The following is a 15748-nucleotide window of genomic DNA, read 5'->3' on the forward strand; positions in this document are numbered from 1 at the left end:
TTACCCTGGGATGCCCCCGGAATGCGGCCCCTGGCGGGGCGATCGGGGGCGGGACGAGAGGAGAACGGGTGCCTGAGGGCCACACGCTGCACCGACTCGCGGCGCACTTCGACAAGACCTTCGGCGGGGGAGCGGTGCGAGTCTCCAGCCCGCAGGGCCGCTTCGCCGACGGCGCCGCGCTCGTCGACGGGCGTGTGCTGGCCGAGAGCGAGGCGCACGGCAAACACCTGTTCCTCGGCTTCGACTCCGGAGCCTGGTTGCGGGTGCACCTGGGCCTCTACGGCGCCTGGACCTTCGGCGACGCCGACGGGGAACGCCACCTGGGCGCACCCCGCGCCGCCGGGGCCACCAGCGTCGAACTGGACCGCGACCCCGACGGTTTTGTCGTGCCGCCCGCACCCGTCGGCGCCGTGCGGGCCCGCATGGTCAACACCTCGGGATGGGCCGACCTGCGCGGCCCCTCGGCCTGCGAAGTCGTCACCGAGGACGAAAAAATCGCCGTGCAGGACAAGCTCGGCCCCGACCCCCTGCGCGCCGACGCCGACCCCGAGCGTGCGTGGGCGCGGGTGAGCCGGTCGCGCACCACCGTCGCCGCCCTGCTCATGCGCCAGGACATCGTGGCGGGCATCGGCAACATCTACCGGGCCGAGTCCCTGTTCCGGGCCGGGATCGACCCGATGACGCCCGGACGCGAGCTCACCCGCGACCAGTGGGACGCCCTGTGGCAGGACCTCGGCGGGCTGCTGCGCGACGGCGTACGTGACGGCTACATCATCACCACCCGGCCCGAACACCGCCCCGACCCCGACGCCCACCCGGTGCCCAGGCCCGACACCCTCTACGTCTGTTACCGCACCGGCGACCCCTGCCGGGTCTGCTCGTCCCCGATCGCCGCCGCAGAGCTGGCCGGCCGCACCCTCTACTGGTGCCCCGGGTGCCAACCCGCCCGCTGACCCGGGAGGAAGAGCAGTGTGTACAATCCGTAGCCATTGACTGAACCGGTTCAGGACGGGGTGAGGTTGGTGGGGGCTCTCATGCGGCGTCCGACGATCGTGGACATCGCCAAGGCCGCCGGGGTGTCCAAGGGCGCCGTCTCCTACGCGCTCAACGGACGCCCGGGCGTCTCCGACCGCACCCGCGAACGCATCCTCGCCATCGCCCGCGACCTGGGCTGGGTCCCCAACGGCCCCGCCCGCGCACTGTCCCCGAACGGCAGGGTCGGCGCCGTGGGGCTCGTGGTCGACCGCCCGGCCGGGGCCCTGGCCGCCGAACCGTTCTTCACCCGCCTGGTCTCGGGGCTGGAGTCGGAGCTGACCGGTTCCGGGACCGACCTGCTCCTCCAGGTCACCGCCGACCCGGAGGCCGAGTCCGCCGCCTACCGCCGCTGGGCCGCCGAGCGCCGCGTCGACGGGGTCGTGGTGGTCGACCTGCGTGTGGACGACCACCGCACGGACCTCCTGCGCGAACTCCCGCTCCCCGCCGTCGTGCTGGGCGGCGGCTCCGGTGGTGCCGAGGGGCTCCCGTGCCTGTGGACCGACGACGCCGCCGCGATGCACGAGGTCGTGCACTACCTCGCCGCGTTGGGCCACCGGAACGTCGTGCGGGTGGCCGGCCCCGAGCACTTCCGCCACACGGGGGTGCGCACCGCGGCCTTCACCGAGGCGGCCGCCGAGGCCGGGCTGGACAGCGCGGAGACGGTCCACTCCGACTACACCGGCGACGGAGGGACCCGGGTGACCCGGCGCCTGTTGGCGCACCGCGACCGCCCCACGGCGGTGCTCTACGACAACGACCTCATGGCCGTGGCCGGGCTCGGTGTGGCCGCGGAGATGGGGATCGCCGTGCCTTCGCAGCTGTCCATCGTGGCCTGGGACGACTCGGTCCTGTGCCGGCTCGTGCGCCCCTCCGTCACGGCGGTGGCGCGCGACGTGGAGGACAGCGGCGCCCGTCTCGCACGCATGCTCACCCGCCTGGTGTCCGGGGAGCCGGTGCACAGCGAGGAGAGCGCCCGCGGCGAGCTGGTGCCGCGCGACAGCACGGGCCCGCTCTCCGAGGCCTGACGCCCGTCCGCACGCCCGGGTACCCGCGTCACAAGCGCGTAACAGGCGGTGGCACGGGGATTGACGCCCTCCGAACCACCGTGGTGTTGTTGACGTCACTTACCCGGTTCAGCAAGGCCCCCTCGTCCCGCGGTTGGGAGCGCTCCCAGCTGTGCGGGGTCGCGAGGACCCCCACACCCCCCGAGCCGCCGGGTGGAAGGAGGAGTCCGATGAGATCCCCTCGGCTTCCGGCCGCACTGGTGGCCCTGGCCCTCACCGCCACCGCCTGTTCGGGCGATACGGACTCGGGCGGTTACCCCCGCGAGGAGACCCTCTACACCACGGGCACCGCCTGGGGCCCGCCCGTGAACTGGAACCCCCTCATGCCCGGCAACTTCGCCGTCGGCACCAAGGGCCTGGTGTACGAGCCGCTGTTCCACTACGACCCCGACGAGAACGAGTACGAACCCTGGCTCGCCGAGAGCGACGAGTGGCCCGAGGAGAACGTGCACGTCATCACCCTGCGCGAGGGCGTGGAGTGGAGCGACGGGGAACCCTTCACCGCCGACGACGTCGTGGCCACCCTCGAGCTCGGTGCACACGACGCCGTCCACTACAGCAACATCCACGCCATGATCGACTCGGCCGAGGCCACCGGCGAGCACGAGGTCACCGTCACCTTCGAGGACAACCGTCCCCAGGAGTGGATGAACTGGGCCTACAGCGAAGCCGTCCTGCCCGAGCACGTCTGGGCCGACATGGACGAAGAGGCGCTGACCGACAGCCCCAACGAGGAACCGGTCGGCACCGGCCCCTACCTGCACGAGTCCAACACCGACGACCGCATGGTGTGGGAACGCAACGACGACTGGTGGGGCACCGACGCGCTCGGCCTGGAGATGCAGCCGCGCTACGTGGTCGACATCGTCAACACCTCGAACGAGATCACCATGGGCATGCTGCAACAGCACGACGTCGACATGTCCAACAACTTCCTGCCCGGCATCGACCAGGTCCTCGACGGCGACGAGGCGATCACCAGCTTCTACGACGAACCGCCGTACATGCGCAGCGCCAACACCGCCTGGCTGATCCCCAACCACGAGCGCGAACCCCTCGACGACCCCGCCTTCCGCGACGCCCTCGCCCACTCGGTCGACGTCCAGCAGATCGTCGAGGGCCCCTACTCCGACCTGGTCGAGCCCGCCAACCCCACCGGGCTCCTGCCCGAGTGGGACGACTACATCGACCACGAGCTCGTCGAGGAGGAGGGCTTCACCCACGACCCCGAGCGGGCCGAGGAGATCCTCGAGGAGGCCGGCTACACCGACGAGGACGGCGACGGATTCGTCGAGGACCCCGACGGCGAGCCCGTCAGCCTCACGCTCGAGGTGCCCTCGGGCTGGACCGACTGGATGGAGGCCGCCCGGGTCATCGCCGGCAACGCCCAGGACGTCGGCATCGACCTCGACACCGAGTTCCCCGACGAACAGCTCCTCGTCGAGAACCGCAACAGCGGCGACTACGACCTCGTCGTCAACAACGACCAGCAGCTCAGCAACACCCCGTGGACCTACTACGAGTACCTCTTCGAGCTGCCCCTGCGGGAGGACCAGACCACCGCCAACTTCCAGCGCCACGAGAACGAGGAGGCCTGGGAACTGGTGGAGAGCCTCGCCGAGGTGCCCGCCGAGGACCACGAGGCGATCGCCGAGGTCGTCTCCGAGGTGCAGGAGATCCAACTGGCCGAGAACCCGGCGATCCCCCTCTGGTACAACGGCCTCTGGTCGCAGTCCAGCAACGCCGTCTGGACCAACTGGCCCAGCGACGCCGACGGCCCCGCCCACCCCGCCACGATGTGGGGCGACTGGTTCGAACTCGGCGCCATCAGGACCCTCGCGGAGATCGAACCCGCGGCAGGGTAGCCCCGCGCACCCCCGCCCACCCCCATCACCGGAGGTAGCCCGTGTGGCGCTACATGGGGCGCAAACTCCTCGTCTACGCCCTCACCTTCGCCGTCGCGGTCACCATCAACTGGATGATCCCGCGGTTCATGCCCGGCGACCCCGTCCGGAGCATGCTCAACCGGGGCTCGATCAGCGACCCCGGCGCCCTCGAACGCATGACCGCCTACTACGAGGAGGTCTTCGGGCTCGACGCACCGCTGCACGAGCAGTACCTGAACTTCTGGTCCGGGCTGCTCCGCGGCGACCTGGGCATCAGTGTGATGCTCTACCCCGAACCCGTCGTCGACGTCATCCTGCGCGCGGTGCCCTACACCCTCGCGCTGCTGATCCCCGCGATCGTGCTGAGCTGGATCGTCGGCAACCGCTTCGGTGCGTTCGCCGCCCGCAGCAAGGTCCTCGACAACAGCATCCTGCCGATCGGCTACGTGCTCACCGCGACCCCGTACATGTGGCTCGCGCTGCTCATGGCCTGGAGCCTCGGCATCGTCGCCGGGATCTTCCCCACCGCCGGCGGGCACAGTTACGCGCTCACCCCTGGGATGAACGCCGAGTTCCTGGCCAGCCTGGTCACCCACTGGTTCCTGCCGTTCCTGTCGATGTTCGTGGTCGCGCTCGGCGGGTGGGCGATCGGCATGCGCAACATGATCATCTACGAGCTCGAGGCCGACTACGCCACCTACCTGCGCACGCTCGGCGCACCCCGCAAGCTCGTGCGGCGGTATGCGTACCGCAACGCACTCCTGCCACAGATCACCGGGCTCGCCGTGCAGCTCGGCACCATCATCACCGGCGCCCTGCTCACCGAGATCGTCTTCAACTACCCGGGCCTGGGCACCCTCGTCCTGGACTCCCTCAACAACCGCGACTTCTTCCTGCTCCAGGGCGTCTTCCTGTTCGTGGTCATCGGGGTGCTCGTCGCGAACTTCGTCATCGACCTCGTCTACGTCTTCATCGACCCCCGGACCCGGGTGCAGATGACGGGAGCATCCTCATGAACGAGACCCTCCACGTCGCCCGGCGCAACCCGAAGCTCCTCATCGGGCTGTCGGTCGTGCTCGGTTTCCTGCTGCTCGGCCTCCTCGGACCGCTCTTCGTCGACCACGGCCCCAACCAGTACGTCGGACCGCAGAGCGAACCGCCCAGCGCGCAGTACTGGCTCGGCACCACCACGTTCGGCCAGGACGTGTGGGCGCAGTTCGTGTACGGGATCCGCTCGACCTTCCTCATCGGGGTGCTCGGCGGGGGCGTCGCCTTCGCCATCGGCACCGCCGTCGGGTTCCTCGCCGGGTACCGCGGCGGCATCGTCGACGAGATCCTCACCATGCTCACCAACGTCGTGCTCGTGCTCCCCGCCCTGGTCGTGCTCATCGTCGCCGTGGCCTACCTCGACGCCCGCGGCCTCGTCGTGCAGGCCGTCTTCATCGGACTCACGACCTGGCCCTGGGCCGCCCGCGCCGTCCGTGCGCAGACCCTGTCGCTGGCCACCCGCGAGTACGTCGACCTGGCGCGCCTGAGCGGGCGACGCACCTGGCGGGTGATCATCACCGAGATCGCCCCGAACATGAGCTCCTACCTGGTCATGAGCTTCATCCTGCTGTTCGGCGGCGCGGTGCTGACCGCCGCCGGCCTGGACTTCATCGGGCTCGGCCCCACCGACGGCGTCTCACTCGGCCTGATGCTGGAGAACGCCGTGGCCTGGAGCGCCCTGCAGCTGGGCCTGTGGTGGTGGTTCGTCCCGCCGGGCGCGGCCATCACCGCCGTCGTCGGCTCGATGTACATCCTCAACGTCGGGTTGGACGAGGTCTTCAACCCCAAACTGCGGGAGCTGTGATGAGCCTGCGCGTGAACGGTCTGAAGGTCCACTACCGCACCCTGCGCGGGGACGTGCAGGCCCTCGACGGGGTCACGTTCTCCCTCGGGGACGGCGAGATCATGGGACTGGTGGGGGAGTCCGGCTGCGGGAAGTCCACCCTAGGCAAGAGCCTGATCCGGCTCGACCACCGCATGCACCACATCGCCGGCAGTATCGAGCTCAACGGCCGCGACGTGCCCATCGGCGACGACGCGGCGATGGTCCCGCTCCGGTACCACGAGATCTCGCTCATCCCCCAGTACGCGATGAGCGCCCTCAACCCCACCCGCCGCATCGGCAGGATGATCGACGAGCTCCTGCGCTCCCGGGGCGTGCGGCCCGCCGACCGCGCCGACGAGCTCCGGCGCCGCCTGGAACTGGTGGGCCTCGGCACCGACGTGCTGCGCCGGTTCCCCATCGAGCTCTCCGGCGGCATGAAACAGCGGGTGGTCATGGTCGTCTCCACGCTCCTGGACCCGTCCCTGCTCATCGCGGACGAGGTGACCTCCGCGCTCGACGTGTCCACACAGCGTTCGGTGGCCGAGTCCCTCGTGGAGTTCCGCGACCGGGGCCACGTCGGCAGCATGGTGTTCGTGACCCACGACGTCGCGCTCGTCCACCAGTTCGCCGACACGATCATGGTGATGTACGCCGGGCACGTCGCCGAGAAGGGGCCCGCCGCCGACGTCGTCTCCGACCCCCGCCACCCCTACACGCAGATGCTCCTGTCGGCCCTGCCCGAGGCCGGCGAGGACACCGGGGAGCGCCTGCGGGGCATCCCCGGAACCCCGCCCGGCCTGCTCGACCCGCCCACCGGATGCCGGTTCCGGGACCGCTGCCCGATGGCCTTCGACAAGTGCGCGGAGAGACCCCCGCTCGTGGAGACCGCGCCCGGCCACTGGTCGGCGTGCTGGAAGACGGAAGGACACTGACGTGCTCGAACTCAGCCACGTGCACAAGGTCTACCGGGTGGGGGCCTTCGGCGGCGGCCGCCTGCGCGCGGTCCGCGACGTCGGCCTGACCGTGGAACCGGGCGAGGTCGTCTCGCTCATCGGGGAGAGCGGCAGCGGCAAGAGCACCCTCGGCCGGATGGTCCTGGGCCTGACGCGCCCCACCTCCGGACGCATCGCGTTCGAGGGCGCCGATGTCACGGCGATCAAGGGGTTCCGCGCGAAGAAGGAGTACCACCGGAAGGTGCAGGGGGTCTTCCAGGACCCCTTCAGCAGTTTCAACCCGATCTTCAAGGCTGAACGGGTCCTGTCGATGATCCGCTCCTCCTACTTTCCCGGGGTCTCCGACGCCGACTGGCGCGACCGGGTGACCGACTCCCTGCGCACCGTGCGCCTGGACCCCGACGCCGTGCTCGGCAAGTACCCGCACCAGCTCAGCGGCGGCCAGCTGCAGCGCCTGCTCATCGCCCGCGCACTCCTGCTGGACATCCGCCTGCTCGTGGCCGACGAGGTCATCAGCATGCTCGACGCCTCCACCCGCATCGACGTGCTCAACCTGCTCGCCGACCTCAAGGAGCGCGGCCTCGGCATCCTCTTCGTCACCCACGACCTGTCCCTGGGCACCTACGTCAGCGACACCACGGTGATCCTGCGCAAGGGCGCCGTCGCGGAGAAGGGGCCCACCCGGGCGGTCTTCGCCGACCCGCGCCACCCCTACAGCCGCCACCTGCTCTCGTGCGTGCCCCGGCTCCACCGGACCTGGGCGGAGGTCGACGCCGATCTGGACCGCGAACGACCCGATCCCGTGGTGCCGCCGGCGCCCGCCGACGAGGACGGTCCGGTGCCCATGACCGAGGTCGGGGAAGGGCATTTCGTCGGTGCCGACCAGGGCTGAACGGACCCTCGCGGGAAGTACGTCCGGGCTGTTCAGAGCGGTTCGGGACGGGGTCCCGGATATTCCCCGTGCCACCGTGCGCGTCCCCACACCCAAAGCCCGGTCACGCCCCGATCCCTGTGGTAGGTTCTGAGGAGATTGTTAGTCGTTGAATTTCGCAGTTGGTGACACGCCCGCGGAGTTTTTTGACCGGCGGGCGGTTCGCTATGGGCCGGCTCGCGGCAATTGGCGGGTGTGAGTGACGCGCCCGCGCCCGAAGAGCTGAAGGAGAGAACATGGCTCAGGGAACTGTGAAGTGGTTCAACGGCGAGAAGGGCTTCGGCTTCATCTCCCCCGACGACGGCGGCCCGGACGCCTTCGTCCACTACAGCGCGATCCAGGGTTCGGGTTTCCGTAACCTCGAGGAGAACCAGCGCGTGGAGTTCGAGATCGTCCAGGGCTCGCGTGGCCCGCAGGCGGACAACGTCGTCGGCATCTAAGACGCCGTCGCGTTACTGCGCGAACTCGGAGCGCCCCCGGTAGGACCCTTGGTCCCGCCGGGGGCGCTCTCGTGTGTGCGGTGGGTGCTCAGCCGCCGAAGCCGGTGAGCTTCCAGATCCAGGCGCCGATGACACCGCCGATGATCGGGCCGACGACCGGGACCCACGAGTAGCCCCAGTCCGAGGAGCCCTTGCCCGGGATGGGCAGCAGCGCGTGGGCGATACGCGGGCCCAGGTCACGGGCCGGGTTGATCGCGTACCCGGTGGGACCACCGAGCGACAGACCGATCGCGAAGACCAGCAGACCGGCCAGCAGCGGCGCGATGCCGTTGGAGAACAGCTGGGACAGCTCGACGCCGCCCTCGGCGCTGACCGCGCCCTCGTTCGCACCGATGCCGAGGAGGCCCAGGACCAGCAGGGCCGTGGCGATGACCTCGGTGGCGAGGTTGGCGAACGGGCGGCGCACGCCAGGGGCGGTGCTGAAGACCCCGAGCTTGGCGTCGGGGTCGTCGGTCTGGCTCCAGTGCGCGAAGTAGGCCAGGTAGACGATGACCGCACCGGTGAAGGCACCGGCCATCTGCGCGGCGATGTAACCGGGCACCAGCGCCCACTCGAAGTCGCCGATGCTCGCCATACCGATGGTCACGGCCGGGTTGATGTGGGCACCGCTGATGGCACCCACCACGTAGGCGGCCATCGCCACACCCATGCCCCAGCCGAACGTGACGACGATCCAGCCCGCCTCCTTGGCCTTGGACTTGGCCAACGAGACGCCGGCGACGACACCGCCGCCGAGCAGGATCAGGATCGTGGTACCGATGAACTCTGCCAGATACACCATGGGGACCTCCGCCCCGAGCGGGGCCGTGTGTCGGGTCGGGGCGCCCTATGGCGCTCCGGGGGATGGATCCCGGGCGCACGCGTGGTGCGCCCGGGCGGGGATCAGACCTTGTCGCCGTGGTCGGCGTCCTCGTGCTCGACCCAGTCGAGCGTGCGCCGAACGGCCTTCTTCCAGTTGTGGTACTCGTGCTCGCGCTTCGCGGAGTCCATCTTCGGGTTCCACTCGGCCGCCTTGTGCCAGTTGGCGCGGAGCGTCTCGACGTCGGGCCAGTACCCGACGGCCAGCCCCGCGGCGTAGGCGGCGCCCAGGCACGTGGTCTCGGCGACCATCGGGCGGACCACCTCGGCGTCGAGCACGTCGGACAGGATCTGCATGAGCAGGTTGTCCGCGGTCATGCCGCCGTCGACCTTGAGCGTGGTCAGGTCGATGTGCGAGTCGGCGTTCATCGCGTCGACGACCTCGCGGGTCTGCCACGCGGTCGCCTCGAGCACGGCGCGGGCGATGTGGCCCTTGGTGACGTAACCGGTCAGGCCGGCCATGACACCGCGGGCGTCGCTGCGCCAGTGCGGGGCGAACAGGCCGGAGAAGGCCGGGACGATGTAACAGCCGCCGTTGTCGTCGACGGTGCGCGCCAGGGTCTCGATCTCCGGCGCGGAGGAGATGAGGCCGAGGTTGTCGCGCAGCCACTGCACGAGCGAACCGGTCACGGCGACCGAGCCCTCGAGGGCGTAGACCGCGTCCTCGTCGCCGAGCTTGTAACCCAGCGTCGTGAGCAGGCCGTTCTCGGAGTGGATGGCCTCGGTCCCGGTGTTCATCACCAGGAACGTTCCGGTGCCGTAGGTGCCCTTGACGTCGCCCGGGTCGAAGCAGGTCTGGCCGAACAGGGCGGCGTGCTGGTCGCCCAGCGCCGAGGCGACCGGGGTCCCGGCCAGGTAACCGCGGGCCTCGCCGTAGACCTCGGAGGAGGAACGGATCTCCGGCAGGATCGCGCGCGGCACACCCAGCGCCTCGAGCACAACGTCGTCCCACTCGAGGGTGTGGACGTTCATGAGCATGGTGCGGCTGGCGTTGGTCACGTCGGTGACGTGCTTGCCGGTCAGCTGCCAGATGATCCAGGTGTCGATCGTGCCGAACAGCACCTCGCCACGCTCGGCGCGCTCGCGCAGGCCGTCGACGTTGTCGAGGAGCCACCGGATCTTGGGCCCGGAGAAGTAGGTGGCCAGCGGCAGCCCGCAGATGTGGCGGAAGCGGTCCTGGCCCTCGTCGGCGGCGAGCTCGCGCACGATGTCGTCCGTGCGGGTGTCCTGCCAGACGATGGCGTTGTAGACCGGCTCGCCCGTCTCCTTGTCCCAGACGACCGTGGTCTCGCGCTGGTTGGTGATACCGATGGCTGCGACCTGGTCGGGGGTGATGTCGCTCTTCTGGAGCGACCTCTGGAGGACGACCTCGACGTTGGTCCACAGCTCCTTGGCGTCGTGCTCGACCCACCCCGGCTTGGGGAAGATCTGCCTGTGTTCACGTTGGTCGACGGAGACGATGCGTCCGTCCCGGTCGAAGAGAATGCAGCGGCTCGACGTGGTGCCCTGGTCGATCGCGGCGATGTACTGCTGACTCATCGGTGCTCGCCTTCAGGTGTGACGATGGGGGTGCGGACGCCTGCGCATTTCTTCAGTTGTCCCCGAACGTTGTACGGCATTGACGTATGAGTGGCGTCAGTTTCGTCCCAGTTCAGTTCCCATGTCAAGGCCACGTGACGCAGTCGTGTCACGCGGATCACACACGGTCCGCACCCGACCATCGTCGGTCGTCGGACACCGAAACGCCCGGGGTCGGACGAGCCGGTGTGTCGTCACCGGGAGGCCGCGTTCAGAACGGGGTCGCCCCGAGCTCTCTGGAGATCGCCCGGGCGGCGTCGCGCACGTAGGAGACCTTCTCACGGTCGGGCCCGTCGTCGTCACCGCGGAGGCGTTCGACGGCACCGCGTACCCCGATCGCGCCGACCGTGATCCCCCGGCGGTCCTGGATCGGCGCCGACACCGACATCTCGCCCTCGACGAGTTCGTCGGCCTCCCACGCCCATCCCGCCTCACGGATCGCCTCCGTGCGCTCGGCGAGGGTGTCCGGCGAGGTGATGGTGTGACGTGTGAAGGCCGGAAGGTCGGGGGTCGAGGCGATCGGGTCGAAGGCCAACAGGATCTGCCCCAGGGACGTGGCGTGCAGGGGCAGGAGGCTGCCCACGTCCAGGGTCTGGCGGCTGGAGTCGGGTCGGAACACGTGGTGGACCACGAGCACCTGGTGTTCGTGCAGGGTGCCGATGCGCACGCTCTCCCCGCTGAGCGAGGCCAGGCTGTCGGCCCAGTTCAGGGCCCTGGTGCGGAGCTCGTTGCCGTCGAGGTAGCGGCTGCCGAGGCTGAGCAGGCCCCCGCCCAGGCGGTAGTGGCCGGTCTCGGTCGCCTGTTCGACGAAACCCACGTGTTGCAGGGTGCGCAGGATCCCCAGGGCGGTCCCCTTCGGAAGGCCCGAGGTACGCGAGATCTCGCCGAGGCTCAGCCCCTGCGGCGCCCCGGACAGGAGGCGCAGGAGGGCCGCGGCGCGTTCGATGGACTGGATGCGTCCCGGCATTGGCGCTGCGTCACTCTCTTGTGCGGCAGTGTCGCACGGAAAAGGTTACTACGGGATCACAGATCGGCGCTGGCCTTCTCGATCGCACGGGCCGCCGCGTCGACGTCCTCGGCCCCGATCTCCTGGCGCAGCACCATCCGCACACGGTCGCCGCCCCCCAGGGCCCGGACCCCGTGTCGGGCGAAGGCCTCCGCGTACGCGGCACCCAGACCCTCCGGCGTGCTCACCAGGACCATGTTCGTGCGGGCGCTCGCCCGGATCCCGGGGAGCCCGTCGATGCGCGCGGCGAGGGCCTCGGCGTGCGCGTGGTCCTCGGCGAGGCGTTCGCGGTGGTGGCGCAGCGCGTGCAGCGCCCCCGCGGCCACGATCCCGGCCTGGCGCATGCCCCCGCCCAGGAGCTTGCGCCCCCGACGGGCCCGCAGCACGGTCTCGGCGTCGCCGGCCAGGGCCGAACCCACCGGGGCGCCGAGCCCCTTGGAGAAACAGACCGACACCGAGTCGAACCCCTGCGCCACCCGCGCTGGGCCGACGCCCAGGGCCGTGGCGGCGTTCCACAACCGCGCTCCGTCCAGGTGCGTGCGCATCCCGTGTGAGTGGGCGAAGGCGGTGGCGCGGTCCTGTTCGGCCAGGGGCACCACCTGTCCGCTGAAGGTGTTCTCCAGCCACAGGAGCGCGGGTTCGGCGCGGTGCACGTTCCCCTCGCGCGCGCCCGCGATCCAGGACCCCAACAGGGCGTCGGAGGGCCACGGGTCACCCGAGTACAGCCGGGGGAGCACCCGCGAGAGCACGGCGGCCGCGCCCTGCTCGTCCCCGATGAGGTGGTGGTTCTCGTGCGCCCAGACCTCCTCGCCGCTGCGGGAGGCCACGAACAGGCCCAGCTGGTTGGCCATGTGCCCCGTCGGGACGTAGACGGCCGCCTCGGTCCCGAGTAGGCCGGCGACCTCCTCCTCGAGTTCCCGGACGGTGGGGTCCTCGCCGAACACGTCGTCGCCGACCTCGGCCCCGGCCATCGCCTCGCGCATCCGCGTGGTGGGGGCGGTCAGAGTGTCGGAGCGCAGGTCGATCACGGGGGCTGCTCCTCGGTGGATCGGTGGGTGCTCCGGTCAACCCTAGGTCAGCGCTCTTCCCAGCGGTCCACCGCCTCCGAGAGCGTGTGCAGGCGGGCCAGGGTGTGCCGGAGCTCCTCCTCGCCGAGCTCGGCCAACAGGGCCTCGGCCATGCGCGCGCGTTGGGGGTCGGGGCCGCGCAGCGCCTCGTGCCCCGCCTCGGTGGGTGCGAGCAGGCGGGCCCGGCTGTGCGCGGGGTTGGGGCGGTACTCGGCGACCCCGGCGTCCACGAGGGCGTCGGCGATGCGCTGCACGCTCTGGCGCCGGGTGCCCAGGTGGCGGGCGACGTCGGAGACCGTGCGGGGGCCCTCGGCCACGGTCTCCAGGACCTGCCAGCGTGCGGCGGTCAGCCCGGAGGCGCGGGCCATGCGTTCGTGTGCGGACAGCAGGCGGCCGTGGAGCCGGGCGACGGCCAGGGAGGCCTCGCCGAGCAGCGACGCGGGCGGTCGGGGGGTCCCGTCCACGCTCACGCCCCCTCCAGGAGCGCGTAGTAGGCGTCGGGGTCGTGCTCGGCGTGCAGGCGGTACCAGGCGTCGAGCACACGGGGCGGGTAGACGCCCAGCTCGGCGAAGACCGCCCGCGCGAACTCCAGGTGAGCGGTGGGGCCCGCGGTGATGAGCCCGTCGTCGGTGACGGTGAGGGCGTCGCGGTGGCGGCCGGTGCCGCGGTAGCCCGTGGCCAGCAGGTACTCCGGGGCGGTGCTGGTGTGGTCGCGGTGGTCCAGCAGGCCTTCGCGGGCCAAGCCGGCGGTGGCTCCGCAGATCGCCGCCACGGGCACACCCGCGTCGAGGAAGATGCCGGCAGCGGAACCGAACGGGGCCAGGTGTTCGGGTTCCTGGTCCCACCAGGAGGAGCCCGGCAGCACGAGCATCGCGCTGGTGGAGGGCTTGAGCTGGGGGAGCGTGATGTCGGGCAGGACGGTCATCCCGCCCATCGTGGTCACGGGGGCGCCGGTGAGCCCGACGGTGACGACGTCGAAGCGCCCGGGGCGGGGCTGCCACTGCCCATTGCGGAGGTGGGCGGTGACGTGCCCGATCTGCCAGTCGGCGAGCTGGTCGTAGACGGCGAGGTGGACGGTCTTCCGGTACTCGTCATTCATGGCAGAAAGCTGTCACTCCGACAGGATGCTGTCAATGCTCTCGGGGGAATCCACCGTGTCGCCGACGTGTGTGCACGTGTGTGACGGAAGGGCGTTCGTGCGGCGGGAGAGCGGGGGCGTTCCGGGCGCTGCCGCGCTCGGAGTACGCACTGATCTATCCGGTGGCGCAGGTCGGGGCAAGGCCGCTGTGGCGATAGGTGCCGTCCGGAACCGGGGGAGCGCGGTGGCGTTCGGTGGATCGGTCCCCAGGTGGGCGCTCCGTGCCACTCAGGACGGTCGTGATTGGTCCGGGCCGTAACCCCAGGTCGCGGCGTCGGGACTGTCCGGGCATGGGTCGGTTTAGTGTGACCAGGGTCACCCTCGGTCCATTTAACTTGTTCGACCCCTTGCGTTCACAGAAGCTCACAAATGGTATTACCATTCTCAAAGTTCGTCCCAAGGGCAGGTCATGCCCTCACCCCCTCCCGGGACCGAGGGCGAGCTCGTGCCACCAAGACCCAGCCACCCGGAAGGCTCCGCCGTGGAGAACTTCGAACCCGTCTACGGGACGGGCCCCCTCCTGGGGATCGCCGCCGGCGCGATCGCCCTGTTGCTCTTCCTGATCATCCGCTTCAAGGTCCACGCGTTCATCGCGCTGGTCGTGGTCAGCGTCATCACCGCCCTCGCCGCGGGCATCCCCGTGGACCAGGTGGTGCCCACCCTCCTCGACGGCTTCGGCGGCACACTCGCCAACGTCGCCCTGCTCGTCGGCCTCGGCGTGATGATCGGGAGCATGCTCGAGGTCACCGGCGGCGCCGCCGTGCTCGCGGGCGCGCTCATCAGGGTGTTCGGCGAGAAACGTGCACCCCTCGCACTGGGTGTGGCCTCACTGATCTTCGGGTTCCCGATCTTCTTCGACGTCGGCCTCATCGTCATGTTGCCGATCGTCTTCAGCGTCGCCCGCCGCGTCGGCGGATCCGTGCTCATGTACGCCCTGCCCACCGCGGGCGCCTTCGCGATCATGCACGCCTTCGTGCCCCCGCACCCGGGCCCGGTCACCGCCGCCGTCGAGATCGGCGCCGACATGGGACTGACCCTGCTCATGGGCACCCTGCTGGCCATCCCCACCTGGTACCTGTCCAGCTACCTCTTCGGCCTCTGGGCGGGCAAGCGCTGGGAGCTGCCCGTCCCCGACGACATCATGGGCGACGGCCAGGTCACGCACGAGAACCCGCCGCACCTGGCCACCGTGCTCAGCGTCCTGATCCTGCCGATGCTGCTCATCTTCGGCAACACCGGGGTCAGCACCGCCGTCGAGACCGGCACCGTCCCCGAGGACGCCGTGTGGGCGCAGATCCTCATGATGCTCGGCGAAGCACCCATCGCCCTGCTCATCACCATCATCTACGCGATGGTCGTGCTCAGCGCCGGCCGCTTCGGCCGCCAGCGCGTGGAGGAGATCGTCGGCGGAGCGCTCGGCCCCGTCTGCGGCATCATCCTCATCACCGGTGCCGGCGGCATGTTCGGCGGCGTCCTGCAGAGCAGCGGCATCGGCGAGGCCCTCGCCGGCACACTCGAGAACACCGGCATGCCGGTCATGCTCGCGGCCTTCGTCATCGCCCTGGCCCTGCGCGTGGCCCAGGGTTCGGCCACCGTCGCCATCACCACCGCTTCGGGGCTCGTCGCCCCGGCGGTTCAGGCCACCAGCGGCCTCAGCGGCATCGACCTGGCCCTGATCGTCATCGCGATCGCGTGCGGCGCCACCGCGCTCTCGCACGTCAACGACTCCGGGTTCTGGCTGGTCGGACGCTTCCTGCGCATGGACGTCAAGACCACGCTCAAGACCTGGACCGTGATGGAGACCCTCATCGGTTTCATCGGGTTCGGTCTCGCCTTCGGCCTCCACCTGGCCCTGTAGC

15 protein-coding genes are annotated in these 15748 nt (G+C 70.3%); 9 read left to right on the top strand and 6 right to left on the bottom strand.

What is annotated here, in order from left to right; translation table 11 throughout:
- Positions 1–68: 68 nt before the first annotated feature.
- The 8 genes from IDM40_RS14560 (at position 69) to IDM40_RS14595 (ending at position 8182) form a co-directional block, all read left to right on the top strand.
- A complete protein-coding gene (locus IDM40_RS14560; protein WP_193122523.1) occupies positions 69–953 on the top strand; it encodes an Fpg/Nei family DNA glycosylase in 885 nt (294 codons plus the stop codon).
- Positions 954–1034: 81 nt separating this feature from the next.
- Positions 1035–2060, top strand: coding sequence for a LacI family DNA-binding transcriptional regulator (locus IDM40_RS14565; protein WP_193122572.1), 1026 nt, complete (start codon positions 1035–1037; stop codon positions 2058–2060).
- 209 nt (positions 2061–2269) lie between these two features.
- Positions 2270–3964: an ABC transporter substrate-binding protein gene (locus tag IDM40_RS14570; protein ID WP_193122524.1), complete on the top strand. Its 1695-nt coding sequence runs from the start codon at positions 2270–2272 to the stop codon at positions 3962–3964.
- A 41-nt stretch (positions 3965–4005) separates the two neighbouring features.
- Positions 4006–5001: an ABC transporter permease gene (locus IDM40_RS14575; protein ID WP_193122525.1), complete on the top strand. Its 996-nt coding sequence runs from the start codon at positions 4006–4008 to the stop codon at positions 4999–5001.
- A complete protein-coding gene (locus tag IDM40_RS14580; protein ID WP_193122526.1) occupies positions 4998–5837 on the top strand; it encodes an ABC transporter permease in 840 nt (279 codons plus the stop codon). The genes IDM40_RS14575 and IDM40_RS14580 overlap by 4 nt, the downstream gene beginning before the upstream one ends.
- Positions 5837–6790, top strand: a complete 954-nt coding sequence (locus IDM40_RS14585; protein WP_193122527.1) for an ABC transporter ATP-binding protein — start codon at positions 5837–5839, stop codon at positions 6788–6790. Before IDM40_RS14580 ends, IDM40_RS14585 begins: the two co-directional genes overlap by 1 nt.
- A 1-nt stretch (position 6791) precedes the next feature.
- Positions 6792–7703: an ABC transporter ATP-binding protein gene (locus IDM40_RS14590; protein ID WP_193122528.1), complete on the top strand. Its 912-nt coding sequence runs from the start codon at positions 6792–6794 to the stop codon at positions 7701–7703.
- A 275-nt stretch (positions 7704–7978) separates the two neighbouring features.
- Positions 7979–8182 carry a cold-shock protein gene (locus IDM40_RS14595; RefSeq protein WP_193122529.1) on the top strand — a complete coding sequence of 68 codons (204 nt, stop codon included), beginning with the start codon at positions 7979–7981 and terminating at the stop codon, positions 8180–8182.
- A gap of 88 nt (positions 8183–8270) precedes the next feature.
- Here IDM40_RS14595 and IDM40_RS14600 read toward each other — a convergent pair whose 3' ends face one another.
- From IDM40_RS14600 to IDM40_RS14625, 6 genes are all read right to left on the bottom strand, one after another.
- On the bottom strand, positions 8271–9023 hold the full coding sequence (locus IDM40_RS14600) for an MIP/aquaporin family protein (protein WP_193122530.1): 753 nt from the start codon (positions 9021–9023) through the stop codon (positions 8271–8273).
- 101 nt (positions 9024–9124) lie between these two features.
- Complete coding sequence (glpK, locus tag IDM40_RS14605) at positions 9125–10639, bottom strand: glycerol kinase GlpK (protein WP_193122531.1); 1515 nt, start codon at positions 10637–10639, stop codon at positions 9125–9127.
- Positions 10640–10889: 250 nt separating this feature from the next.
- Positions 10890–11645, bottom strand: coding sequence for an IclR family transcriptional regulator (locus IDM40_RS14610; protein WP_193122532.1), 756 nt, complete (start codon positions 11643–11645; stop codon positions 10890–10892).
- 56 nt (positions 11646–11701) lie between these two features.
- Entirely contained in the window at positions 11702–12712 is a 1011-nt protein-coding gene (locus IDM40_RS14615; RefSeq protein WP_193122533.1) for a threonine aldolase family protein, read from the bottom strand.
- A gap of 47 nt (positions 12713–12759) precedes the next feature.
- On the bottom strand, positions 12760–13221 hold the full coding sequence (locus IDM40_RS14620) for a MarR family winged helix-turn-helix transcriptional regulator (RefSeq protein ID WP_193122534.1): 462 nt from the start codon (positions 13219–13221) through the stop codon (positions 12760–12762).
- Positions 13218–13850, bottom strand: coding sequence for a DJ-1/PfpI family protein (locus IDM40_RS14625; protein WP_193122535.1), 633 nt, complete (start codon positions 13848–13850; stop codon positions 13218–13220). The genes IDM40_RS14620 and IDM40_RS14625 overlap by 4 nt, the downstream gene beginning before the upstream one ends.
- Positions 13851–14370: 520 nt before the next feature.
- On the opposite strand from IDM40_RS14625, the gene IDM40_RS14630 reads away from it, so the two are divergent.
- Complete coding sequence (locus IDM40_RS14630) at positions 14371–15747, top strand: GntP family permease (protein WP_193122573.1); 1377 nt, start codon at positions 14371–14373, stop codon at positions 15745–15747.
- The last annotated feature ends 1 nt before the right edge of the window (position 15748 follow it).

It is taken from the genome of Nocardiopsis coralli, assembly GCF_014892575.1.
Taxonomy (GTDB): Bacteria; Actinomycetota; Actinomycetes; order Streptosporangiales; family Streptosporangiaceae; genus Nocardiopsis; species Nocardiopsis coralli.